This is a genomic window from Klebsiella sp. KP20-425-1, assembly GCF_025813515.1.
GTDB classification, from domain to species: Bacteria; Pseudomonadota; Gammaproteobacteria; order Enterobacterales; family Enterobacteriaceae; genus Klebsiella; species Klebsiella pneumoniae.
Genome location: NZ_CP109614.1, coordinates 3,581,210 through 3,605,708, shown reverse-complemented (window position 1 = coordinate 3,605,708; position 24,499 = coordinate 3,581,210). Strand labels below are relative to the sequence as shown.

The window sequence follows — 24,499 nt, the reverse complement described above, 5'->3', positions numbered from 1 at the left end:
GAGAAGAAAGTGCAGCGAGCGCGTTGTTATCTGTTAGGTGAAACGGCGGTGGTCCTGGAGCTTGAGCCTCCGGTGACCCTGGAGAGCCAAAAACGTATCTGGGGCCTGACGCAGCGGTTGACCGATCGCGAAGAGGTGGTTGAAGTGATCCCGGGGATGAACAACATCACCGTTGTGCTGCGTCATCCGCAGGAGATGGCGTGGGAGGCGATTGACAAGCTGCAGCGCTGGTGGGAAGAGAGCGATGCGCTGGAGCCGGAATCCCGTGAGATAAGTATCCCGGTTATCTACGGCGGCGAGGCGGGGCCAGATCTTGGCGACGTCGCGCGCCATAGCGGTTTGAGCGAAAAGCAGGTGGTCGAACTGCACTCTTCGGTGGAGTATATGGTGTGGTTTCTGGGTTTCCAGCCGGGGTTTCCGTACTTTGGCGGCCTGCCGGAGCAGCTGGCGATGCCGCGTCGCGCCGAGCCGCGCGTACTGGTACCGGCGGGATCCGTCGGCATCGGCGGATCGCAAACCGGTATTTATCCGCTGGCGACGCCGGGCGGCTGGCAGCTGCTGGGGCGCACGCCGCTGGCATTATTCGATCCAAAACGTGAAGAGCCGGTGCTGCTGCGTTCCGGCGATCGCGTGCGCTTTGTGCCGCAGAAGGAGGGGGTATGTTGAAATTTATCCGCGCCGGCATGTATACCTCGGTACAGGATGGCGGCCGGGAAGGCCAGCGCCAGTGGGGGATTAGCCGCTGCGGCGCGCTGGATAAACCGGCGATGACCATTGCCAATCTGCTGGTGGGCAATGCGCCGGAGGCGGCGGCGCTGGAAATTACGCTGGGTCAGGTCGATGTGCAGTTTACCCGCCACTGCTGGTTCGCGTTGACCGGCGCCGCCTGTGAAGCGACGCTCGACGGCGCGCCGGTCTGGTTGGGCTGGCGAATGGAGGCGAAGGCCGGGCAGCGGCTGGTGCTGAAAAATCCTCAGCATGGGATCCGCAGCTATCTGGCGGTCGCGGGCGGTATTGATGTCCCTGAAGTTTTAGGTTCCCGCTCTACGGATCTGAAAGTCGGTATCGGCGGAATCGAAGGGCGCCGGTTGCAGGATGGCGATCAAGTGAAGATTGGGAAATCGTCCCGCCGCTTTAGCGCCTCGCGCGGCGTTAAACAGCTGCCGATAGGCAATATTATTCGCGCGCTGCCGGGGCCGGAGTATCACGAATTCGACAGCGTGTCGCAGGAGTCTTTCTGGCGCTCGCCGTGGAAGCTGAGTCCGCAAAGCAACCGTATGGGCTACCGCCTGCAGGGGCAGCCGCTCAGGCGCACAACCGACCGGGAAATGCTCTCTCATGGCCTGCTGCCCGGCGTGGTACAGGTACCGCATAACGGCCAGCCGATTGTGTTGATGAACGATGCGCAAACCACCGGCGGCTATCCGCGTATAGCCTGCATTATTGAAGCCGATATGTACCAACTGGCGCAAATTCCGCTAGGTCAGCCGATCCATTTCACCCCCTGTTCGCTGGAGGAAGCGCTAAAAGCGCGCGCCGACCAGCAGCGCTACCTTGAACAACTGGCCTGGAGATTAAGCGATGAAAATTGATTTAAATGCCGACCTCGGCGAAGGCTGCGCCAGCGATAGCGCGCTGCTGCAGCTGGTCTCTTCCGCCAATATCGCCTGCGGCTTTCACGCCGGCGATGCGGTTCTTATGCAGCAATGCGTGCGCGAGGCGCTGAAAAACGGCGTCGCTATTGGCGCACACCCGAGCTTCCCGGACCGGGAAAATTTCGGTCGAACCGCGATGCAGTTACCGCCAGAGACGGTCTACGCCCAGGTGCTGTACCAAATTGGCGCGCTGGCGGCAATCGTACACGCCCAGGGGGGCGAGCTGCGGCACGTCAAACCGCATGGCATGTTGTACAACCAGGCGGCGAAAGAGCCGCCTTTGGCCGACGCTATCGCCCGTGCGGTGCGCGATGCCGACGCCGACCTGGTGCTGGTTGGGCTGGCGGGCAGCGAGCTTATCCGCGCCGGACAGCATTATCAGTTGACGACGCGCCAGGAAGTCTTCGCCGATCGCGGCTATCAGGCCGACGGCAGCCTGGTGCCGCGTAGCCAACCGGGCGCGCTGATTGAGAGCGAAGAGCAGGCGCTGGCGCAAACGCTGGAAATGGTGCAGCACAATCGGGTGCGCAGCCTGAGCGGCGAATGGGCGCATGTAAAGGCGGAAACGGTCTGCCTGCATGGCGATGGCGCTCACGCGCTCGATTTCGCCCGACGCTTGCGCGCCGCGTTTGCCGGGCGGAATATCGACGTCAGCGCGGACCTCGAGTAATAGTCCGCCTAAGTTATTAATAATAATTAAATCAAATAATTAACAACACTCACAATACTCACAACTGAACAGGACGTTATTATGCAAGAGGCGATATCCCTCTGGCCGCTAATCGGCATTGCCGTGATTGTGGTCGGTTTTGTATTACGCTTTAACCCGGTGCTGGTGGTGATTATCTCCGGGATCGTCACCGGCGTGGCGGCGCATATGCCAATAGCCACTATTCTGGAGAAACTGGGCGAGGGCTTCCTGAATACCCGTAATCTGCCGTTTATTCTGCTGCTGCCGCTGGCGGTGATCGGGCTGCTGGAGCGCCATGGTCTGAAAGAGCGGGCGCAGGCGTGGATCGCGAAGATCCATAGCGCGACCGCCGGACGTCTGCTGATCGTCTATCTGTTTGTGCGCGAAGCCACCGCCGCTCTGGGGTTGACCAGCCTCGGCGGACATCCGCAAATGGTGCGCCCGCTGCTGGCGCCGATGGCGGAGGGGGCGGCGGAAAAGCGCTTTGGCCCGCTGCCGGGCAATATACGGTACCGCCTGCGCGCGATGTCGGCGGCGACCGATAACGTCGGGCTGTTCTTCGGCGAAGATATTTTTGTCGCCTTCGGCGCGATCATCTTCATGCACAACTTTATGCTGGAGTCGGGTGGGATCCAGACAGAACCGTTGCATATTGCCCTGTGGGGGATCCCGACGGCGATCTGCGCCTTTCTGATCCACGCCGCGCGCCTGTGGCGACTCGATCGCCATCTCCAGCGCGAGCTGGACCGGATAAACGCCGGACAGGCGAAAGGCGGTGCGGCATGAATTTCCAGCAAACCTATTTATACTGGCTGGCCGGCGCGGTACTGCTGGTCGTGGCTATCATGTCCTGGCGCGACAAAAGCAATCCGCGGCGTCTGACAACCGGTCTGTTCTGGGGCCTGTACGGGCTGGTGTTCTTGCTCGGCGACTGGACATATCAACTGGTGGGCGATAAGCGTACGGTGAATATCGCTGTCGGCGGGGTGGTGGTCATCCTGGCGCTGATCGCCGGTTTTGGCGGCGTGCGTCTCGGCAGCTACCATCAGCGTACCCAGGAAGAGAAAACCACCAGCGCGAAACGCCTCGGCAACAAACTTTTCTTTCCGGCGCTGGCGATTCCGGTCGTCACCGTCATTGGCGTACTGCTGTTTAACAATCTGCCCTCATGGCAGGTGGCGCTCTTCGGGCCGGGCAACCACGCGACGCTGATTACTCTGTTCTCGATGACTGTCGGTACGCTGATTGGCCTGGCGATGGCGATTCGTATGACGCATGAAACGGTGGCGCAGCCAATGCAGGAAGCGCGCCGTTTGCTTGATTCCGTCGGCTGGGCCTTTATCCTGCCGCAAATCCTCGCGGTGCTGGGGCTGCTGTTTACCGCAGCGGGCGTCGGAACCAGCATTTCATGGCTGACCGAGCACTATCTGGCGGTCGATAACCGCTTTATCGCCGTGGCTGTGTATGCCATCGGCATGGCGGTGCTGACAATGGTGATGGGCAACGCCTTTGCCGCTTTCCCTATTGTGACCGCCGGAGTTGGCATTCCGATTTTAGTCCTGCAGCACGGCGGCAATCCGGCGGTAATGGCGGCGATTGGTATGTTTTCCGGCTACTGCGGCACGCTGATGACGCCGATGGCGGCGAACTTCAATATTGTCCCGGCGGCGCTGCTGGAACTGCCGGATAAAAACGCGGTGATTAAAGCCCAGATACCGACCGGTATCCTGTTGCTTATCGTCAATGTATTCTTACTCTATTTCCTGATGTTCCTGTAAGGAGGGATGATGGCTGGCGTATTGATTACCGGTTTTGAGCCGTTCGGCGGCGAAACGGTTAATCCTTCATGGGAAGTGGTTAAGCAGCTGGATGGCATGATTATTCGCGGACAGCAGGTGGTGGCTAAACAGTTACCCTGCGTATTCGGCGAAGCGCTGACGGTGCTGAAGGCGGCGCTGGAAACCTATCAACCGCGGCTGACGATTGCCGTCGGACAGGCCGGCGGCCGTGTCGATATCACCGTCGAACGTGTAGCGATCAATGTCGATGATGCGCGGATCCCCGACAATAAAGGCCAGCAACCGATCGATGAGCCGATCGTCGCTAATGGCCCTGCTGCCTGCTTCAGTACGCTGCCGATCAAAGCGATCGTCAGCGCGCTGCGCCAGCAGGGGATCCCGGCCTCGGTGTCGCAAACCGCGGGCACCTTCGTCTGCAATCACGTGATGTATGGTTTGCTGCATCAGCTGCAGGGAAAACGCGGACAGAAGGGCGGTTTTATCCATATTCCGTATCTGCCTGAACAGGCGGCGGCCCACCCGGGGCAGGCGAGTATGTCGGTCGCGACGGTACGCGCGGCGCTGGAAACGGCGATTGCCGTCGCTCTTGAACAGGATGACGATGTCAAAATTGGCGGCGGCGCCACCCATTAACAGAAGGATGACAGTATGCCGGAAGGTCCGGAGATCCGCCGTGCGGCGGATAAACTGGAGGCGGCAATCAAAGGCGAACCCTTAACCAACGTTTGGTTCGCCTTTCCTCAGTTGCAACCCTATCAAACTCAGCTAACTGGTCAGCGGGTGACCCATATCGCCACCCGCGGCAAGGCCCTGCTAACCCACTTCTCCGGCGGATTGACCCTGTATAGCCATAACCAGCTGTACGGCGTCTGGCGCGTGGTGGATGCCGGCGTTGAGCCGCAATCGAACCGCGTACTGCGCGTCAGGCTGCAGACCGCCAGCAAGGCGATTTTGCTCTACAGCGCGTCGGACATTGATATCCTCACGGCGGAGCAGGTTGCCAACCATCCGTTCTTGCTGCGCGTCGGACCGGACGTGCTGGACATGACGTTAACCGCGGAGCAGGTGAAAGCGCGGCTGCTGTCGGCCAAATTCCGCAATCGTCAGTTTTCCGGCCTGCTGCTGGATCAGGCTTTTCTTGCCGGGCTCGGAAACTATCTGCGGGTGGAAATTCTCTGGCAGGTGGGATTAAGCGGGAAGCGTAAAGCCGCTGAACTGAGCGACAGTCAGCTGGATGCGCTGGCGCACGCGCTGCTCGATATCCCGCGGCTGTCCTATCGTACTCGCGGTCTGGTGGATGACAACAAGCATCATGGCGCGCTGTTTCGCTTTAAGGTCTTCCATCGCGATGGGGAAAGGTGCGAACGCTGTGGGGGAATCATTGAGAAGACGACGCTCTCCTCGCGGCCATTTTACTGGTGTCCAGGATGCCAGCATTAAGCCGGCTGGCGGGCGATTTCAGCATGAAGCGCGTTATCAGGCATAAAAAAACGCGCCAGCAGGCGCGTTTTTATGATCCGGACAGTGCGATCAACGCTTAATGTCGGACTGGAAATCGCGTTTGGCGTAGCCGGTATACAGCTGACGCGGACGGGCGATCTTCATGCCATCGCTGTGCATTTCGTTCCAGTGCGCAATCCAGCCCACGGTACGCGCCATGGCGAAGATAACGGTAAACATGGAGGACGGAATACCCATCGCTTTCAGGATGATACCGGAGTAGAAGTCGACGTTCGGATACAGTTTCTTCTCGATGAAGTACGGGTCGTTCAGCGCGATATGCTCCAGCTCCATGGCCACCTGCAGCAGGTCGTCTTTGGTGCCCAGCTCTTTCAGCACTTCATGGCAGGTTTCACGCATCACGGTGGCGCGCGGATCGTAGTTTTTGTAAACACGATGGCCGAAGCCCATCAGGCGGAAAGAGTCATTCTTGTCTTTCGCACGACGAACAAATTCCGGAATGTGCTCAACGGAGCTGATCTCTTCCAGCATTTTCAGCGCCGCTTCGTTGGCGCCACCGTGTGCCGGTCCCCACAGGGAGGCGATGCCCGCAGCGATACAGGCGAACGGGTTAGCGCCGGAGGAGCCCGCGGTACGTACCGTGGAGGTCGACGCGTTCTGCTCGTGATCGGCGTGCAGGATCAGAATACGATCCATCGCGCGCTCCAGCACCGGATTGACTTCATACTCTTCGCACGGTGTCGCAAACATCATGCGCAGGAAGTTGCCGGCGTAGGAGAGGTCGTTGCGCGGATAAACAAACGGCTGGCCGATAGAATATTTGTAACACATGGCTGCCATGGTTGGCATTTTGGACAGCAGACGGTAGGCGGCAATCTCGCGGTGACGCGGGTTATTCACGTCGAGGGAATCATGATAGAACGCCGCCAGCGCGCCGGTGATCCCGCACATCACCGCCATCGGGTGGGAATCGCGACGGAACGCGTGGAACAGACGGGTGATCTGCTCATGAATCATGGTGTGGCGGGTGACGGTAGTTTTGAATTCGTCATATTCGGCCTGGGTCGGCTTTTCGCCGTACAGCAGGATATAACAGACTTCAAGATAATTAGATTCGGTCGCTAACTGGTCGATCGGGAAGCCGCGGTGCAGCAGGATCCCCTCGTCACCATCGATAAACGTAATTTTAGATTCACAAGAAGCCGTTGATGTGAAACCTGGGTCAAAGGTAAATACGCCTTTTGAACCAAGACTACGAATATCAATAACATCCTGACCGAGCGTGCCTTTTAGCACATCCAGTTCAATAGCAGTGTCACCACCCAGGGTGATTTTTGCTTTAGCATCAGACATTTATGGTCTCCTTAGCGCCTTTATTGCTTAAGACTGCCGGGTGGTGGATTTGCTTTCGGCCCGCGCCTGCATACGTTACCAGTTTGTTATGTTGCACACAGCTCTGCGTCAGCGAAAAGGGCAGGGTACAGAGCAACGGCGCTTGATGGCACGTCCTTCAGGGCTGCGGTGAAACAACAGCAAATCAGCGTTTTAGCAGTCCGAATATTAAAACCTATATACCACTAATAACTGTCCTGATTACATCGGTCAATACTGACACACTGTTACATAACTTATTCTCAGGTGAAAGAGTGACCCCATAACTTTTGAGCATTATTGCATTTAACTGGTAATGGTTGTAACAAGAATGTTTAATATTTGTCAAATCAGGTGATTAAAAATTAAAAAAATGTTGGTATCGTGACCTTGATCACTGTTCCGGAGAAAACCCAACAAACTATATGTAGGTTAATTGTAATGATTTTGTGAACGGCCTATACTGCGGCCAGGTCTCCGGAACACCCTGCAATCCCGAGCCACCCAGCGTTGTTTAGTGATGTTTTAATGCCTGAAAAGACGTTTTAACATGACTTCTGGTTATAGAAAGGACGCTGTCTGACCCGCAAGCAGACCGGAGGAAGGAAACAATAAGAACAGCATGTGGGCGTTATTCATGGTAAGAAATGTGAAAAAACAAAGACCTGTCAATCTGGATCTACAAACGATACGGTTCCCAATCACGGCGATAGCGTCCATTCTCCATCGCGTTTCCGGTGTCATCACCTTCGTGGCGGTCGGAATTCTGCTTTGGCTGCTGGGCACCAGCCTTTCCTCCCCAGAAGGTTTTCTGACGGCGGCCTCCATCATGGATAGCTTCTTTGTGAAGTTCATCATGTGGGGCATTCTCACCGCGCTGGCCTATCACGTCGTTGTCGGTATTCGCCATCTGATGATGGACTTTGGCTACCTGGACGAAACCCTCGAAGCAGGGAAACGTTCCGCCAAAATTTCTTTTGTTATTACTGTCGTGCTTTCACTTCTCGCAGGAGTCCTCGTATGGTAAGCAACGCCTCAGCACTGGGACGCAACGGCGTACATGACTTTATCCTGGTCCGTGCTACCGCCATCGTTCTGACCCTCTACATCATCTACATGGTTGGCTTCTTCGCCACCACCGGTGAAATCTCATGGGAAGTGTGGACCGGATTCTTTGCCTCCGGCTTCACTAAGGTCTTCACTCTGCTGGCTCTCGTTTCCATTCTCATCCATGCCTGGATCGGGATGTGGCAGGTGTTAACGGACTACGTTAAACCACTGGCTCTGCGCCTGGTTCTGCAACTGGCTATCGTTGTGGCGCTGGTGGCTTACGTTCTTTATGGATTTGTTGTGGTGTGGGGTGTGTAATGAAATTGCCAGTCAGAGAGTTTGATGCTGTTGTCATCGGTGCCGGCGGCGCAGGTATGCGCGCGGCGCTGCAAATTTCCCAGAGCGGACAGACCTGTGCACTGCTCTCCAAAGTGTTCCCTACCCGTTCCCATACCGTATCCGCGCAGGGTGGCATCACCGTCGCGCTCGGTAACTCCCATGAAGATAACTGGGAATGGCATATGTACGACACCGTAAAAGGGTCGGACTATATCGGCGACCAGGACGCCATCGAATACATGTGTAAGACCGGCCCGGAAGCGATTCTTGAGCTGGAGCACATGGGACTGCCGTTCTCTCGTCTTGACGATGGCCGTATTTATCAGCGCCCGTTTGGCGGCCAGTCGAAGAACTTCGGCGGCGAACAGGCGGCGCGTACCGCGGCGGCGGCTGACCGTACCGGTCACGCCCTGCTGCACACTCTGTATCAGCAGAACCTGAAAAACCACACCACTATCTTCTCCGAATGGTACGCCCTCGATCTGGTGAAAAACCAGGACGGCGCGGTAGTCGGTTGTACCGCCCTGTGCATCGAGACCGGCGAAGTGGTCTACTTTAAAGCCCGCGCCACCGTGCTGGCGACCGGCGGCGCAGGCCGTATCTATCAGTCCACCACCAACGCCCACATCAATACGGGTGACGGCGTCGGGATGGCCATCCGCGCCGGCGTGCCGGTGCAGGATATGGAAATGTGGCAGTTCCACCCGACCGGTATCGCCGGGGCTGGGGTTCTGGTTACCGAAGGTTGCCGCGGCGAAGGCGGTTACCTGCTGAACAAACACGGCGAACGCTTTATGGAGCGTTATGCCCCGAACGCTAAAGACCTTGCGGGCCGTGACGTGGTGGCGCGTTCCATCATGATCGAAATCCGCGAAGGCCGCGGCTGCGACGGTCCGTGGGGCCCGCACGCGAAACTGAAACTGGATCACCTCGGTAAAGAGGTTCTGGAATCTCGTCTGCCGGGTATCCTTGAGCTTTCCCGTACCTTTGCCCACGTCGATCCGGTGAAAGAGCCGATCCCGGTTATCCCAACCTGTCACTACATGATGGGCGGTATCCCGACCAAAGTCACCGGCCAGGCGTTGACCGTGAATGAGAAGGGCGAAGACGTGGTGATCCCGGGCCTGTTCGCGGTAGGCGAAATCGCCTGCGTATCGGTCCACGGCGCCAACCGTCTGGGCGGCAACTCGCTGCTCGACCTGGTGGTCTTCGGCCGCGCGGCGGGCCTGCATCTGCAGGAATCCATTGCCGAGCAGGGCACGCTGCGCGACGCTAGCGAATCCGATATCGAAGGCTCGCTGGATCGCCTCAACCGCTGGAACAACACCCGCTCTGGTGAAGATCCGGTGGCGATTCGTAAAGCGCTGCAGGAATGTATGCAGCATAACTTCTCGGTGTTCCGCGAAGGCGATGCGATGCACAAAGGTCTGGAGCAACTGAAAGTGATCCGCGAGCGCCTGAAAAACGCCCGTCTCGACGATACCTCCAGCGAGTTCAACACCCAGCGCGTTGAGTGCCTGGAGCTGGATAACCTGATGGAAACCGCCTACGCGACCGCCGTATCCGCTAACTTCCGTACCGAGAGCCGTGGCGCCCACAGCCGCTTCGACTTCCCGGATCGTGATGATGAAAACTGGCTGTGCCATTCCCTGTACCTGCCAGAGTCGGAATCCATGACGCGTCGTAGCGTCAATATGGAACCGAAACTGCGTCCGGCATTCCCGCCGAAGATTCGTACTTACTAATGCGGAGACAGGAAAATGAAACTCGAGTTTTCAATTTATCGCTATAACCCGGATGTTGACGACGCTCCGCACATGCAGGATTACACCCTTGAAGCGGAAGAAGGTCGCGACATGATGCTGCTGGATGCGCTGATCCAGCTGAAAGAAAAAGATCCGTCGCTGTCGTTCCGCCGCTCCTGCCGTGAAGGGGTCTGCGGGTCCGATGGTCTGAACATGAACGGGAAAAACGGTTTGGCGTGCATCACGCCAATCTCCGCGCTGAATCAGCCGGGCAAGAAGATTGTTATCCGTCCGCTGCCAGGATTACCGGTTATCCGTGATTTGGTGGTGGACATGGGGCAATTCTATGCACAATATGAGAAGATTAAGCCTTACTTGTTGAATAATGGGCAAAATCCTCCGGCTCGCGAGCATCTGCAGATGCCTGAGCAGCGTGAGAAACTCGACGGGCTGTACGAGTGTATTCTGTGCGCCTGCTGTTCGACCTCGTGCCCGTCGTTCTGGTGGAACCCGGACAAGTTCATCGGCCCGGCTGGCCTGCTGGCCGCGTATCGCTTCCTGATCGACAGTCGCGATACCGAAACCAGCGAGCGCCTGGACGGCCTGAGCGATGCTTTCAGCGTATTCCGCTGTCACAGCATTATGAACTGCGTCAGTGTGTGTCCGAAGGGGCTGAACCCGACTCGCGCCATCGGCCATATTAAGTCGATGCTGCTGCAGCGCAGCGCGTAAGCAACACGGTCTGTCCCGGATGGCGCTAGCGCTTATCCGGGCTACCAAAGCAGTAGCCCCGGCAAGCGTTAGCGCCGCCGGGGGATATAGCAGGAAATCTTTAAAAACCGCCACAAGATGTACCAGTAATCGAGGCGTTCAGTGCGAGGTAAGGCGGCAACTGAGCGCATCCCCGGGAGCATAGTGAACTATGTGACCGGGGTAAGCGAAGGCAGCCAACGCAACCGCAGCCTGAACGCTGAAGATTAATGGCAGTTTTTAAAGGTTCCTTAGCGGATAGAAACCACAACTCGTCCGCAACAAGTGAACCCCGGCACGTGCACTCGGTGTGCGTGGTAGTTTCTACGGCGAAATAAGCATATGAATGCTTAAGGGATCACGATGCAGAACGGCGCAATGAAAGCCTGGCTGGACTCTTCTTACCTCTCTGGTTCGAACCAGAGCTGGATAGAACAGCTCTATGAAGACTTCTTAACCGATCCTGACTCTGTTGACGCCAACTGGCGTTCAATGTTCCAGCAGTTACCTGGCACCGGAGTTAAACCGGATCAATTTCATTCCAAAACGCGTGATTATTTCCGTCGACTGGCGAAGGATGCCTCACGTTACACTTCTTCGATTTCCGACCCAGACACCAATGTGAAGCAGGTTAAAGTCCTGCAGCTCATCAACGCATACCGTTTCCGTGGCCACCAGCATGCGAATCTCGATCCGCTGGGGCTGTGGAAGCAAGAGAGAGTGGCGGATCTCGATCCGGCCTACCACGATCTGACCGAGGCCGATTTCCAGGAAAGCTATAACGTAGGTTCATTTGCCATCGGTAAAGACACGATGAAGCTGGGCGAGCTGATTGCCGCCCTCAAGCAAACCTACTGCGGCTCCATCGGCGCGGAATACATGCATATCACCTCTACCGAAGAAAAACGCTGGATCCAGCAGCGCATTGAATCGGTAGCTGGCAAAGCGAGCTTTACCGCGGAAGAGAAAAAACGCTTCCTCAGCGAACTGACCGCCGCGGAAGGTCTGGAGCGCTACCTCGGCGCCAAATTCCCGGGGGCGAAGCGCTTCTCGCTGGAGGGTGGCGACGCCCTGATCCCGATGCTCAAAGAGATGATCCGCCATGCAGGCAAAAGCGGCACCCGCGAAGTGGTGCTGGGCATGGCGCACCGCGGCCGTCTGAACGTGCTGGTCAACGTGCTGGGTAAAAAACCGCAGGACCTGTTCGACGAGTTCGCGGGCAAACATAAAGAACACCTCGGCACCGGCGACGTGAAGTACCACATGGGCTTCTCTTCCGATATGGAAACCGAAGGCGGTCTGGTGCACCTGGCGCTGGCGTTTAACCCGTCGCACCTCGAGATCGTCAGCCCGGTGGTTATCGGTTCCGTACGCGCCCGTCTGGATCGTCTGGACGAGCCAAGCAGCAACAAAGTTCTGCCTATTACCATCCACGGCGACGCCGCCGTCACCGGCCAGGGCGTGGTTCAGGAAACTCTGAACATGTCCAAAGCCCGCGGTTACGAAGTGGGCGGTACCGTGCGCATCGTTATCAACAACCAGGTGGGCTTCACGACCTCTAACCCGCTGGATGCGCGCTCAACGCCGTACTGCACCGACATCGGTAAAATGGTGCAGGCGCCGATTTTCCACGTCAATGCGGACGATCCGGAAGCGGTCGCCTTCGTCACCCGTCTGGCGCTTGATTTCCGCAATACCTTTAAACGCGATGTCTTCATTGACCTGGTGTGCTACCGCCGTCACGGCCACAACGAAGCCGATGAGCCGAGCGCAACCCAGCCGCTGATGTATCAGAAGATCAAAAAGCATCCGACTCCGCGCAAAATCTATGCTGACAAGCTGGAGCAGGAGAAGGTGGCGACTCTGGAAGATGCGACCGAGCAGGTTAACCTCTATCGCGATGCGCTGGATGCCGGCGAATGCGTGGTGCAGGAATGGCGTCCGATGAATATGCATTCCTTTACCTGGTCGCCGTACCTCAACCACGAGTGGGACGAGAGCTATCCGGATAAAGTTGAGCCGAAACGTCTGCAGGAGTTGGCCAAACGCATCAGCACGGTACCGGAAGGTATCGAAATGCAGTCCCGCGTGGCGAAAATTTACGCCGACCGCCAGGCGATGGCGGCAGGCGAGAAGCTGTTTGACTGGGGCGGCGCCGAAAATCTGGCCTACGCCACGCTGGTTGACGAAGGTATTCCGGTTCGTCTGTCCGGCGAAGACTCCGGCCGCGGCACCTTCTTCCACCGTCATGCGGTGATCCATAACCAGACCAATGGTTCAACCTACACGCCGCTGCAGCATGTCCATAACGGCCAGGGCCAGTTCCGCGTTTGGGACTCGGTACTGTCTGAAGAAGCGGTGCTGGCGTTCGAATATGGTTACGCCACCGCCGAGCCGCGCACTCTGACCATCTGGGAAGCGCAGTTTGGCGACTTCGCCAACGGTGCGCAGGTGGTGATCGACCAGTTCATCTCCTCCGGTGAGCAGAAGTGGGGAAGGATGTGCGGCCTGGTGATGCTCCTGCCGCACGGTTACGAAGGCCAGGGCCCGGAGCACTCCTCCGCGCGTCTGGAGCGTTATCTGCAGCTGTGCGCTGAACAAAACATGCAGGTCTGCGTGCCGTCCACGCCGGCACAGGTTTATCACATGCTGCGTCGCCAGGCGCTGCGCGGTATGCGTCGTCCGCTGGTGGTGATGTCGCCGAAGTCGCTGCTGCGTCATCCGCTGGCGGTCTCCAGCATGGATGAGCTGGCGAACGGCACTTTCCTGCCGGCTATTGGTGAAATCGATCAACTTGATCCGCAGGCTGTGAAGCGCGTTGTGCTGTGCTCTGGTAAGGTTTACTACGACCTGCTGGAACAGCGCCGCAAAAACGAGCAAAAAGATGTCGCTATCGTTCGTATCGAGCAGCTCTATCCGTTCCCGCATCAGGCGGTGCAGGAAGCGCTGAAAGCGTATGCGCACGTGCATGATTTTGTCTGGTGCCAGGAAGAGCCGCTCAACCAGGGCGCATGGTACTGCAGCCAGCATCACTTCCGTGAAGTGATTCCGTTTGGGGCCTCTCTGCGTTATGCAGGCCGCCCGGCCTCCGCCTCTCCGGCGGTAGGGTATATGTCCGTTCACCAGAAACAGCAACAAGATCTGGTCAATGACGCGCTGAACGTCGATTAATTAAAGGATACACAATGAGTAGCGTAGATATTCTGGTTCCCGACCTGCCTGAGTCCGTAGCTGACGCAACCGTCGCCACCTGGCACAAAAAACCGGGCGACGCGGTCGTCCGTGACGAAGTTCTGGTCGAAATCGAAACTGACAAAGTGGTACTGGAAGTACCGGCATCAGCGGACGGCATTCTGGATGCAGTGCTGGAAGACGAGGGCGCCACCGTCCTGTCTCGCCAGATCCTTGGCCGCCTGCGCGAAGGCAACAGCGCAGGTAAAGAAAGCAGCGAGAAAGCCGATGCGAAAGCGTCCACTCCGGCGCAGCGTCAGCAGGCCTCTCTGGAAGAGCAGAACAACGACGCGCTGAGCCCGGCGATCCGTCGTCTGCTGGCTGAACACAACCTTGACCCAGCGGCCATCAAAGGCACTGGCGTCGGCGGCCGTCTGACCCGCGAAGACGTTGAGAAACATCTGGCGAAAGCCCCGGCGCCGGCAGAAGCCAAAGCGCCAGCCGCCGCCCCGGCAGCCGCGCCGGCGCCGCAGCTGGGCCACCGTTCGGAAAAACGCGTCCCGATGACCCGTCTGCGTAAACGCGTAGCCGAACGTCTGCTGGAAGCGAAAAACTCTACCGCCATGCTGACGACCTTTAACGAAGTCAACATGAAGCCCATCATGGATCTGCGTAAGCAGTACGGTGAGGCGTTCGAAAAACGTCATGGCATCCGCCTGGGCTTTATGTCCTTCTACGTGAAAGCGGTAGTGGAAGCGCTGAAACGCTATCCGGAAGTGAACGCTTCCATCGATGGCGACGACGTGGTGTACCACAACTACTTCGACGTCAGCATGGCCGTATCCACTCCGCGCGGTCTGGTCACCCCGGTTCTGCGTGACGTCGACCTGCTGGGCATGGCGGATATCGAAAAGAATATCAAAGAGCTGGCAGTGAAAGGCCGCGACGGCAAGCTGACCGTAGACGACCTGACCGGCGGTAACTTCACTATTACCAACGGCGGCGTCTTCGGCTCCCTGATGTCCACGCCGATCATCAACCCACCGCAGAGCGCTATTCTGGGTATGCATGCCATTAAAGACCGTCCGATGGCGGTCAATGGCAAGGTAGAGATCCTGCCGATGATGTACCTGGCGCTCTCCTATGACCACCGTCTGATCGACGGACGTGAATCGGTAGGCTTCCTGGTGGCGATTAAAGAGCTGCTGGAAGATCCGACCCGTCTGCTGCTGGACGTGTAGTCAGCAAGCGTATTACCTACCGTAGGCCGGATAACATGCGTTAGCGCCGTTATCAGGCCTACAGGTTTAAAGATAATTACACCCTGAAGGATGGACTGAACACATGAACTTACATGAATATCAGGCAAAACAACTTTTTGCCCGCTATGGCTTACCGGCGCCGGTGGGTTATGCCTGTACTACTCCGCGTGAAGCAGAAGAAGCCGCTTCAAAAATCGGCGCGGGTCCGTGGGTAGTGAAATGTCAGGTTCACGCTGGTGGCCGCGGCAAAGCGGGCGGTGTGAAAGTAGTTAAGAGCAAAGAAGAGATCCGCGCATTTGCCGAGCACTGGCTGGGCAAACGTCTGGTGACCTATCAAACAGATGCGAACGGCCAGCCGGTTAACCAGATCCTGGTTGAAGCGGCGACCGATATTGACAAAGAGCTGTACCTGGGCGCGGTTGTTGACCGTAGCTCCCGTCGCGTGGTGTTCATGGCGTCTACCGAAGGCGGCGTGGAAATCGAGAAAGTGGCGGAAGAGACCCCGCACCTGATCCACAAGATCGCCATCGATCCGCTGGCGGGCCCGATGCCTTACCAGGGTCGTGAACTGGCGTTCAAACTGGGTCTGGAAGGTAAACAAGTTCAGCAGTTCACCAAGATTTTCATGGGTCTGGCGACCATTTTCCTTGAGCGCGACCTGGCGCTGATCGAGATCAACCCGCTGGTGATCACCAAGCAGGGCGACCTGATCTGCCTCGACGGCAAACTGGGCGCTGACGGCAACGCGCTGTTCCGCCAGCCGGATCTGCGCGAAATGCGCGATCAGTCTCAGGAAGACCCACGTGAAGCGCAGGCGGCGCAGTGGGAACTGAACTACGTCGCGCTGGACGGCAACATCGGCTGCATGGTTAACGGCGCAGGCCTGGCGATGGGTACCATGGACATCGTTAAGCTGCACGGCGGCGAACCGGCTAACTTCCTCGACGTAGGCGGCGGCGCGACCAAAGAGCGCGTGACCGAAGCGTTCAAAATCATCCTCTCTGACGACAACGTTAAAGCGGTGCTGGTTAACATCTTCGGCGGCATCGTGCGTTGCGACCTGATCGCTGACGGCATCATCGGCGCGGTAGCGGAAGTAGGGGTTAACGTTCCGGTTGTGGTTCGTCTGGAAGGTAACAACGCCGAACTGGGCGCGAAAAAACTGGCTGACAGCGGCCTGAATATTATTGCAGCGAAAAGTCTGACGGACGCAGCACAGCAGGTTGTTGCCGCAGTGGAGGGGAAATAATGTCAGTTTTAATTAATAAAGATACCAAGGTTATCTGCCAGGGCTTCACCGGTAGCCAGGGGACCTTCCACTCTGAACAAGCGATCGCTTACGGTACGCAAATGGTTGGCGGCGTGACGCCAGGCAAAGGCGGCACCACTCATCTGGGCCTGCCGGTGTTCAACACCGTGCGCGAAGCCGTTGAAGCGACCGGCGCGACCGCGACCGTGATCTACGTTCCGGCGCCGTTCTGCAAAGATTCCATCCTGGAAGCGATCGACGCGGGCATTAAGCTTATCATCACCATCACCGAAGGTATCCCAACGCTGGATATGCTGACCGTGAAGGTGAAGCTGGACGAAGCGGGCGTGCGTATGATCGGCCCGAACTGCCCGGGCGTTATCACTCCGGGCGAGTGCAAAATCGGCATCATGCCGGGTCACATTCACAAGCCGGGTAAAGTGGGCATCGTTTCCCGTTCCGGCACCCTGACCTATGAAGCGGTTAAGCAGACCACCGACTACGGCTTCGGCCAGTCTACCTGCGTCGGTATCGGCGGCGACCCGATCCCGGGCTCCAACTTCATCGATATCCTGAAGATGTTCGAGGAAGATCCGCAGACCGAAGCGATCGTCATGATCGGTGAGATCGGCGGCAGCGCGGAAGAAGAAGCGGCTGCTTATATTAAAGATCATGTCACTAAGCCGGTTGTCGGCTACATCGCGGGTGTTACCGCGCCGAAAGGCAAGCGTATGGGCCACGCGGGCGCTATCATCGCCGGCGGTAAAGGTACAGCGGATGAGAAATTCGCAGCGCTGGAAGCGGCGGGTGTGAAAACTGTTCGCAGCCTGGCCGACATCGGCGAAGCGCTGAAAGCTATTATCAAGTAAACCCTCTCTGCTTGTCCGCAAGCAGAAATCTGTCCGATTTCGACATGGTTGGCCACCGTCAGGTGGCCTTTTTTGTGACCGTTATCCCGTCTCGTCAGAACCGCAGCGCCAACAACGAATTGATTTTCTGCGAAAAGCCCTATCTATCATATTGATTTAATTTATTATTTAATAAGTATTTTCGATGCGCTGTACTGGCTAAAAAAATATACCCCGGGTGTACCGTAAGGAAACAAAAGCGGCAGCGAAAAAGCGTGGGGCAGGGGATAAGGAGGCAGATAAAATACTGTGAGCGGTCTAACATTATTCGGATCGGTTCCTTTTTTTTGTTTTTTTTCCACGACGTTAAATAATATTACCTATGATTCTCATATCTCTCTTTTTAGTAACTGGAAAAGCCATAGTTTAAACACTTAATTAACATTAAGTTCACCAATATTCTTTATTGGGCTACATAATTAACACATAGAGTAAAAATTGATTTATATCAATACTTAATCCTTGGAAAAATCCCTCAAAAAACGTTAAATTGTCTCAAGTCAAATTGGCTGAATTCAGCCATCTTCACTATATATTGATCACCGTCGAAAAATGTAAAACTGGAACAATAAAAACATATTTATTGTAAGGTTATTGCGGCGTAATATATTGGGGAATCAATTGGGTTTTTCGTTAACGTATTTGTAACCTTACCCTGGCATGGTTTTACCTTCGATTGAAACCTGCTGTGGACGGGCGACAAATAAATTTGTATTGGGGCATGCGTATGAGCCAGAGCTTCTCGGTTCATTTTCGGAGTCTTCATGCGATGAGCAAGGAGTCATGATGTTAGATATAGTCGAACTGTCGCGCTTACAGTTTGCCTTGACCGCGATGTACCACTTCCTGTTTGTGCCGCTAACGCTCGGTATGGCGTTCCTGCTGGCCATCATGGAAACGGTCTACGTCCTTTCCGGCAAACAGATTTATAAAGATATGACCAAATTCTGGGGCAAGTTGTTTGGTATTAACTTCGCGCTGGGTGTGGCGACCGGTCTGACCATGGAGTTCCAGTTCGGGACTAACTGGTCGTATTACTCACACTACGTGGGCGATATCTTTGGTGCGCCGCTGGCCATTGAAGGTCTGATGGCCTTCTTCCTCGAATCCACCTTTGTAGGTCTGTTCTTCTTCGGTTGGGATCGTCTGGGCAAAGTTCAGCACATGGCCGTCACCTGGCTGGTTGCGCTGGGTTCCAACCTCTCCGCGCTGTGGATCCTTGTCGCCAACGGCTGGATGCAGAACCCTATCGCATCGGACTTCAACTTCGAAACCATGCGTATGGAGATGGTCAGCTTCTCTGAACTGGTGCTCAACCCGGTCGCCCAGGTGAAATTCGTTCACACTGTGGCGTCGGGCTATGTCACCGGCGCGATGTTCATCCTGGCGATTAGCTCCTGGTACATGCTGAAAGGTCGCGACTTCGCCTTTGCCAAGCGCTCCTTTGCCATCGCAGCCAGCTTCGGTATGGCGGCGATCCTCTCCGTTATTGTGCTGGGTGACGAATCCGGTTACGAAATGGGTGACGTGCAGAAAACCAAACTGGCGGCTATCGAAGCAGAGTGGGAAACCCAGCCTGCGCCGGCGGCCTTCACCCTGTTTGGTATTCCCGATCAGAATGCGCAGACCAACCACTTTGCGATCCAGATCCCCTACGCGCTGGGCATCATTGCTACCCGCTCGGTGGATAAACCGGTTATCGGCCTCAAGGATCTGATGGTTCAGCACGAAGAGCGTATCCGTAACGGCATGAAAGCCTACGCGCTGCTGGAACAGCTGCGCGCCGGTTCAACCGATCAGGCCGTGCGTGACCAGTTCAATAACGTGAAGAAGGACCTCGGTTATGGCCTGCTGTTGAAGCGCTATACCCCGAACGTCGCTGACGCCACGGAAGAGCAGATCGCCAAAGCGACCAAAGATTCCATTCCAAGCGTCGCACCGCTGTACTTCGCCTTCCGTATCATGGTGGCGTGCGGCATCCTGATGCTGCTGATTATAGGCGCCTCCTTCTGGAGCGTGATCCGTAACCGCATCGGCGAGAAAAAATGGCTGCTGCGCGCCGCATTCTACGGCCTGCCGCTGCCGTGGATTGCCGTGGAGTCGGGCTGGTTTGTTGCCGAATACGGCCGTCAGCCGTGGGCGATTGGTGAGGTCCTGCCGACGGCGGTGGCTAACTCATCATTAACCGCGGGCGACCTGATCTTCTCAATGTTGCTGATCTGCGGTCTGTACACGCTGTTCCTGGTGGCTGAACTGTTCCTGATGTTCAAGTTTGCCCGCAAAGGACCTAGCAGCCTGAAAACCGGCCGCTATCACTTTGAACAGTCCTCTGCGGCTATTCAGTCGGCACGCTAAGACAGGAGTCGTCAAATGATCGATTATGAAGTATTGCGTTTTATCTGGTGGCTGCTGATTGGCATTCTGCTGATTGGTTTTGCCGTCGCCGACGGGTTCGACATGGGGGTGGGCATGCTCACCCGCTTCCTCGGCCGCAACGACACCGAGCGTCGGATCATGATCAACGCCATCGCCCCGCACTGGGACGGTAACCAGGTGTGGCTGATCACCGCCGGCGGCGCGCTGTTCGCTGCCTGGCCGATGGTTTACGCCGCGGCGTTTTCTGGCTTCTATGTGGCAATGATTCTGGTGCTGGCCTCGCTGTTCTTCCGTCCGGTCGGTTTTGACTACCGTTCCAAGATCGAGGACACCCGCTGGCGCAACATGTGGGACTGGGGCATCTTCATCGGTAGCTTCGTGCCGCCGCTGGTGATTGGCGTGGCCTTTGGCAACCTGCTGCAGGGCGTGCCGTTCCACGTCGATGAATACCTGCGTCTGTTCTATACCGGTAACTTCTTCCAGTTGCTGAACCCGTTTGGTCTGCTGGCCGGTATCGTCAGCGTGGCGATGATCCTGACTCAGGGCGCCACCTACCTGCAGATGCGTACCGTAGGCGAACTGCACCTGCGTACTCGCACCGTTTCCATGGTGGCGGCGCTGGTGACGCTGGTCTGCTTCGCGCTGGCGGGCGTGTGGGTCTACTACGGCATCGACGGCTATGTGGTGAAATCGGTGATTGACCATACCGGCCCGTCTAACCCGCTGACCAAGGAAGTGGTGCGGGAAGCTGGCGCGTGGATGGTGAACTTTAACAATATGCCAGCGCTGTGGGCGGTGCCTGCCCTGGGCGTGGTGTTGCCGCTGCTGACCGTCGTTTCGACCAAAGCGGATAAAGGTGCCTGGGCATTCCTGTTCTCCTCGCTGACCCTGGCCTGCATCATTCTGACTGCCGGTATCGCGATGTTCCCGTTCATCATGCCGTCCAGCACCATGCTGAACGCCAGCCTGACAATGTGGGACGCGACCTCCAGTCAGCGGACGCTGAACCTGATGACCTACGTGGCGATTGTTTTCGTGCCGATCATTCTGGCCTACACCAGCTGGTGTTACTGGAAGATGTTTGGCCGCATCACGCGCGAAGACATCGAAAAGAATACCCACTCGCTGTACTAAGGTAAGGAGCTATATATGTGGTACTTCGCATGGATTTTGGGAACGCTTCTTGCCTGTGCTTTTGGGGTCATTACCGCGCTGGCGCTTGAGCACGTGGAAGCCACCAAAGCCGGGAAGAAAGAAGAAATCTGATGAAATTTATCGCTACTCTGTACGCGATAATGGACAAGCGCCCGCTCCGGGCGCTTTCCTTATTGATGGCGCTGCTGCTGGCTGGCTGCATTTTCTGGGATCCGTCGCGCTTTGCGGCGAAGACCAGCGAGCTGGAAATCTGGCATGGTTTCTTGCTGATGTGGGCGGTTTGCAGCGGCGTTATTCACGGCGTGGGCTTTCGCCCGCGTGCCGTTCACTGGCAGGGGATTTTTTGTCCGCTTATCGCTGATATCGTGCTCGCTTTAGGTCTCTTCTTTTTCTTCTTTTGAATAAGAGATCTCTGTTAATGCTATGGGCTTGCATAAGCCCATAAAAATTTACGCCCCGTTTACTTTCCCCCATTCCAAACCACCTTTCCCGCGCGTATAGTAGCGAAGTTTGAAAGCTCTAACCTTTTTTTGCATTACCGGGATGTAAAGTGAATACAACGCTGTTTCGATGGCCGGTTCGGGTCTACTACGAAGATACCGATGCCGGTGGTGTGGTTTACCACGCCAGTTACGTCGCTTTTTATGAAAGAGCACGCACAGAGATGCTGCGCCACCACCACTTTAGTCAACAGGTGCTGTTGGCTGAACGCGTTGCCTTCGTGGTTCGCAAAATGACGCTGGAGTATTTTGCCCCCGCCAGACTCGACGACATGCTCGAAGTCCAGACGGAAATTACCTCGATGCGCGGCACCTCTTTGGTTTTCACGCAGCGAATCGTCAACGCCGAGAATACAGTGTTAAACGAAGCTGAGGTTCTCATTGTGTGCGTTGATCCACTCTTAATGAAGCCACGTGCGCTTCCCAAGTCTATTGTCGCGGAGTTTAAGCAGTGACTGACATGAATATCCTTGATTTGTTCCTGAAGGCGAGCCTTCTGGTAAAACTTATCATGTTGATTTTGATTGGTTTTTCTATCGCTTCCTGGGCTATCATTATTCAGAGAACGCGTATCCTTAACTCGGCCGCGCGTGAAGCTGAAGCGTTCGAGGACAAATTCTGGTCCGGGATCGAGCTCTCTCGTCTGTACCAGGAGAGCCAGGGGCGTCGCGATAACCTGACCGGTTCGGAACAAATCTTCTACAGCGGTTTCAAAGAGTTTGCACGCCTGCATCGGGCTAACAGCCATGCGCCGGAAGCGATTGTCGAAGGGGCATCGCGTGCGATGCGTATTTCGATGAACCGCGAACTGGAAACGCTGGAGACCCATATTCCGTTCCTCGGCACCGTAGGCTCGATCAGCCCGTATATCGGTCTGTTCGGTACCGTCTGGGGGATTATGCACGCCTTTATCGCCCTTGGCGCGGTGAAGCAGGCCACCCTGCAGATGGTGGCGCCAGGTATCGCCGAAGCGCTGATCGCCACCGCGATTGGTCTGTTCGCCGCGATCCCGGCGGTCATGGCGTATAACCGCCTGAACCAGCGCGTGAACAAGCTTGAACTGAATTACGACAACTTTATGGAAGAGTTCACCGCTATTCTGCACCGTCAGGCCTTTACCACCAGCGAAAGCAATAAGGGGTAAGCCATGGCCAGAGCACGTGGACGCGGACGTCGCGAACTGAAGTCCGAGATCAACATCGTTCCGCTGCTGGATGTCCTGCTGGTGCTGCTGCTGATCTTTATGGCAACGGCGCCGATCATTACGCAGAGCGTGGAAGTCGATCTGCCGGACGCCACGGAATCGCAAGCGGTGAAAAGCAATGACGATCCGCCGGTGATTGTGGAAGTCTCCGGGGTAGGGCAGTACAGCGTGAAGGTGGGGCAGGAGACGCTGTCCCAGCTGCCGCCGGAGCAGGTGATTGCCGAAGCGAAGCGTCGTCTTGAAGCCAATGAAAAAACGGTATTCCTGATCGGCGGTGCGAAAGACGTCCCTTACGATGAAATTATTAAAGCGCTGAACCTGTTGCATAGTGCAGGGGTTAAATCGGTCGGCTTGATGACCAAACCTATTTAATCGCTTCAGGTAGGTGCGTCCGCGCGGCGTCCGGTGGCGGGTATCGCTCGCCGTCGGTGCGCATCGCGGATACAGGCGAACAGTTTTTGGGAACCGATAGTGTCAAAGGCAACCGAACAAAACGACAAGCTTAAACGAGCGATCATCATTTCAGTCGCGCTGCACATCATTCTGATCGCGCTGCTGATCTGGAGTTCGTTTGACGAGCATCTGGATGCCTCTGCCGGCGGCGGCGGCGGATCGTCGATTGATGCCGTCATGGTCGATCCGGGGGCGGTGGTAAATAACTATAACCGTCAGCAACAGCAGCAGGCCAGCGCACGTCGCGCCGCTGAACAGCGTGAAAAACAGGCGCAGCAGCAGGCGGAAGAGTTACGTGAGAAACAGGCGGCGGAACAGGAACGGCTGAAACAGCTCGAACAGGAGCGGCTGCAGGCGCAGGAAGCGGCGAAAGAAGCGAAGGAGCAGCAGAAGCAAGCTGAAGAAGCGGCTGCCAAGGCCGCCGCGGCGGCAAAAGCCAAAGCGGACGCACAGGCAAAAGAAGCGCAGGAAGCCGCTGCCAAAGCGGCCGCCGAGGCGAAAGCGAAGGCGGATGCCCAGGCGAAAGCGGCAGAACAGGCGGCGGCCAAGGCGGCTGCTGACGCGAAGAAGCAGGCCGAAGCCGCTGCAGCGAAAGCCGCTGCCGAGGCGAAGAAACAGGCGGAAGCTGAAGCGGCGAAAGCTGCGGCCGAGGCGCAGAAGAAAGCGGAAGCGGCGGCTGCGAAGAAAGCGCAACAGGAAGCGGAGAAAAAAGCCCAGCAGGAAGCGGCTAAGCAGGCGGCAGCTGAAAAAGCGGCTGCCGAAAAAGCCGCTGAGAAAGCCGCCGCGCAAAAAGCGGCCGCTGAGAAGGCCGCCGCCGAGAAAGCCGCAGCCGCTGAAAAAGCGGCGGCAGCGAAAGCGGCTGCAGCAGAGAAGGCTGCAGCTGATAAAGCGGCCAAGGCGGCAGCAGCAAAAGCCGCGGCGGCGAAGAAAGCGGCGGCTGCGAAAGAAGCGGACGGCGTAGACAACCTGCTCGGCGATCTGAGTTCTGGTAAGAATGCGCCTAAAACAGGCGGTGGGGCCAAAGGAAACAATGCCTCCGCTGCCGGGAGTGGTAATACTAAAAACAGTGCCTCAGGGGCTGATATCAACAACTATGCCGGACAGATAAAATCGGCGATTGAAAGTAAGTTTTATGACGCATCGTCCTATGCGGGCAAAACATGTACCTTGCGTATCAAACTTGCTCCTGACGGCCTGTTGTTAAATATACAGTCCGAAGGTGGTGATCCTGCTCTGTGCCAGGCCGCTCTTGCCGCAGCCCGACAGGCTAAGTTTCCGAAACCACCTAGCCAGGCAGTATATGAAGTCTTCAAAAATGCGCCACTGGACTTCAAACCTCAGTGACATTTTTCCCCGTGCA

The 24,499-nt window shown here is 56.7% G+C and carries 24 protein-coding genes; 23 read left to right on the top strand and 1 reads right to left on the bottom strand.

Features of this window, described 5'->3' with window-relative positions; translation table 11 throughout:
* Positions 1-9 precede the first annotated feature (9 nt).
* The 7 genes from pxpB to nei all read left to right on the top strand — a co-directional run bounded on the left by pxpB (position 10) and on the right by nei (position 5,585).
* Complete coding sequence (gene pxpB, locus OHJ17_RS17795) at positions 10-666, top strand: 5-oxoprolinase subunit PxpB (protein ID WP_004214454.1); 657 nt, start codon at positions 10-12, stop codon at positions 664-666.
* Complete coding sequence (gene pxpC, locus OHJ17_RS17790; protein ID WP_004183433.1) at positions 660-1,592, top strand: 5-oxoprolinase subunit PxpC; 933 nt, start codon at positions 660-662, stop codon at positions 1,590-1,592. The genes pxpB and pxpC overlap by 7 nt, the downstream gene beginning before the upstream one ends.
* Positions 1,582-2,325 (top strand): 5-oxoprolinase subunit PxpA, encoded by a 744-nt coding sequence (gene pxpA, locus OHJ17_RS17785; protein ID WP_004176856.1) that lies wholly within the window; start codon positions 1,582-1,584, stop codon positions 2,323-2,325. The genes pxpC and pxpA overlap by 11 nt, the downstream gene beginning before the upstream one ends.
* A gap of 81 nt (positions 2,326-2,406) precedes the next feature.
* Positions 2,407-3,132, top strand: coding sequence for a DUF969 domain-containing protein (locus OHJ17_RS17780; protein ID WP_032432815.1), 726 nt, complete (start codon positions 2,407-2,409; stop codon positions 3,130-3,132).
* Entirely contained in the window at positions 3,129-4,124 is a 996-nt protein-coding gene (locus OHJ17_RS17775) for a DUF979 domain-containing protein (RefSeq protein ID WP_021470144.1), read from the top strand. Before OHJ17_RS17780 ends, OHJ17_RS17775 begins: the two co-directional genes overlap by 4 nt.
* A 9-nt stretch (positions 4,125-4,133) precedes the next feature.
* On the top strand, positions 4,134-4,778 hold the full coding sequence (pcp, locus tag OHJ17_RS17770) for a pyroglutamyl-peptidase I (protein WP_016947164.1): 645 nt from the start codon (positions 4,134-4,136) through the stop codon (positions 4,776-4,778).
* A 15-nt stretch (positions 4,779-4,793) separates the two neighbouring features.
* Positions 4,794-5,585: an endonuclease VIII gene (gene nei / locus OHJ17_RS17765; protein WP_004223693.1), complete on the top strand. Its 792-nt coding sequence runs from the start codon at positions 4,794-4,796 to the stop codon at positions 5,583-5,585.
* Positions 5,586-5,675: 90 nt separating this feature from the next.
* On the opposite strand, the gene gltA is transcribed toward nei, so the two are convergent.
* On the bottom strand, positions 5,676-6,959 hold the full coding sequence (gene gltA, locus OHJ17_RS17760) for a citrate synthase (RefSeq protein ID WP_002894943.1): 1,284 nt from the start codon (positions 6,957-6,959) through the stop codon (positions 5,676-5,678).
* A 640-nt stretch (positions 6,960-7,599) separates the two neighbouring features.
* On the opposite strand from gltA, the gene sdhC reads away from it, so the two are divergent.
* The 16 genes from sdhC (at position 7,600) to tolA (ending at position 24,483) form a co-directional block, all read left to right on the top strand.
* Complete coding sequence (gene sdhC, locus OHJ17_RS17755) at positions 7,600-8,004, top strand: succinate dehydrogenase cytochrome b556 subunit (RefSeq protein ID WP_004142216.1); 405 nt, start codon at positions 7,600-7,602, stop codon at positions 8,002-8,004.
* The gene (sdhD, locus tag OHJ17_RS17750) at positions 7,998-8,345 is read left to right on the top strand and encodes a succinate dehydrogenase membrane anchor subunit (RefSeq protein WP_002894949.1); all 348 of its coding nucleotides are present in this window, start codon (positions 7,998-8,000) and stop codon (positions 8,343-8,345) included. The genes sdhC and sdhD overlap by 7 nt, the downstream gene beginning before the upstream one ends.
* On the top strand, positions 8,345-10,111 hold the full coding sequence (gene sdhA, locus OHJ17_RS17745) for a succinate dehydrogenase flavoprotein subunit (protein WP_004179067.1): 1,767 nt from the start codon (positions 8,345-8,347) through the stop codon (positions 10,109-10,111). The genes sdhD and sdhA overlap by 1 nt, the downstream gene beginning before the upstream one ends.
* A 15-nt stretch (positions 10,112-10,126) precedes the next feature.
* Complete coding sequence (gene sdhB / locus OHJ17_RS17740; protein ID WP_002894954.1) at positions 10,127-10,843, top strand: succinate dehydrogenase iron-sulfur subunit SdhB; 717 nt, start codon at positions 10,127-10,129, stop codon at positions 10,841-10,843.
* Positions 10,844-11,224: 381 nt separating this feature from the next.
* A complete protein-coding gene (sucA, locus tag OHJ17_RS17735) occupies positions 11,225-14,032 on the top strand; it encodes a 2-oxoglutarate dehydrogenase E1 component (protein ID WP_004147623.1) in 2,808 nt (935 codons plus the stop codon).
* Between the two features lie 14 nt (positions 14,033-14,046).
* On the top strand, positions 14,047-15,273 hold the full coding sequence (odhB, locus tag OHJ17_RS17730; protein ID WP_004142209.1) for a 2-oxoglutarate dehydrogenase complex dihydrolipoyllysine-residue succinyltransferase: 1,227 nt from the start codon (positions 14,047-14,049) through the stop codon (positions 15,271-15,273).
* Between the two features lie 103 nt (positions 15,274-15,376).
* Positions 15,377-16,543: an ADP-forming succinate--CoA ligase subunit beta gene (sucC, locus tag OHJ17_RS17725; RefSeq protein ID WP_002895039.1), complete on the top strand. Its 1,167-nt coding sequence runs from the start codon at positions 15,377-15,379 to the stop codon at positions 16,541-16,543.
* On the top strand, positions 16,543-17,412 hold the full coding sequence (gene sucD / locus OHJ17_RS17720; protein ID WP_002895043.1) for a succinate--CoA ligase subunit alpha: 870 nt from the start codon (positions 16,543-16,545) through the stop codon (positions 17,410-17,412). The genes sucC and sucD overlap by 1 nt, the downstream gene beginning before the upstream one ends.
* An 825-nt stretch (positions 17,413-18,237) precedes the next feature.
* Positions 18,238-19,806, top strand: a complete 1,569-nt coding sequence (gene cydA / locus OHJ17_RS17715; RefSeq protein ID WP_002895047.1) for a cytochrome ubiquinol oxidase subunit I — start codon at positions 18,238-18,240, stop codon at positions 19,804-19,806.
* Between the two features lie 15 nt (positions 19,807-19,821).
* Positions 19,822-20,961, top strand: coding sequence for a cytochrome d ubiquinol oxidase subunit II (gene cydB, locus OHJ17_RS17710; RefSeq protein WP_002895049.1), 1,140 nt, complete (start codon positions 19,822-19,824; stop codon positions 20,959-20,961).
* A 15-nt stretch (positions 20,962-20,976) separates the two neighbouring features.
* Positions 20,977-21,093 carry a cytochrome bd-I oxidase subunit CydX gene (gene cydX / locus OHJ17_RS17705; protein ID WP_002895051.1) on the top strand — a complete coding sequence of 39 codons (117 nt, stop codon included), beginning with the start codon at positions 20,977-20,979 and terminating at the stop codon, positions 21,091-21,093.
* Entirely contained in the window at positions 21,093-21,383 is a 291-nt protein-coding gene (gene ybgE, locus OHJ17_RS17700; protein ID WP_002895053.1) for a cyd operon protein YbgE, read from the top strand. The genes cydX and ybgE overlap by 1 nt, the downstream gene beginning before the upstream one ends.
* A 149-nt stretch (positions 21,384-21,532) precedes the next feature.
* Positions 21,533-21,937, top strand: a complete 405-nt coding sequence (gene ybgC / locus OHJ17_RS17695) for a tol-pal system-associated acyl-CoA thioesterase (RefSeq protein WP_002895056.1) — start codon at positions 21,533-21,535, stop codon at positions 21,935-21,937.
* Positions 21,934-22,626: a Tol-Pal system protein TolQ gene (gene tolQ / locus OHJ17_RS17690; RefSeq protein WP_004152221.1), complete on the top strand. Its 693-nt coding sequence runs from the start codon at positions 21,934-21,936 to the stop codon at positions 22,624-22,626. Before ybgC ends, tolQ begins: the two co-directional genes overlap by 4 nt.
* Positions 22,627-22,629: 3 nt before the next feature.
* Complete coding sequence (gene tolR / locus OHJ17_RS17685) at positions 22,630-23,058, top strand: colicin uptake protein TolR (RefSeq protein ID WP_002895061.1); 429 nt, start codon at positions 22,630-22,632, stop codon at positions 23,056-23,058.
* Positions 23,059-23,157: 99 nt separating this feature from the next.
* A complete protein-coding gene (gene tolA, locus OHJ17_RS17680; protein ID WP_004179068.1) occupies positions 23,158-24,483 on the top strand; it encodes a cell envelope integrity protein TolA in 1,326 nt (441 codons plus the stop codon).
* Positions 24,484-24,499: the final 16 nt, after the last annotated feature.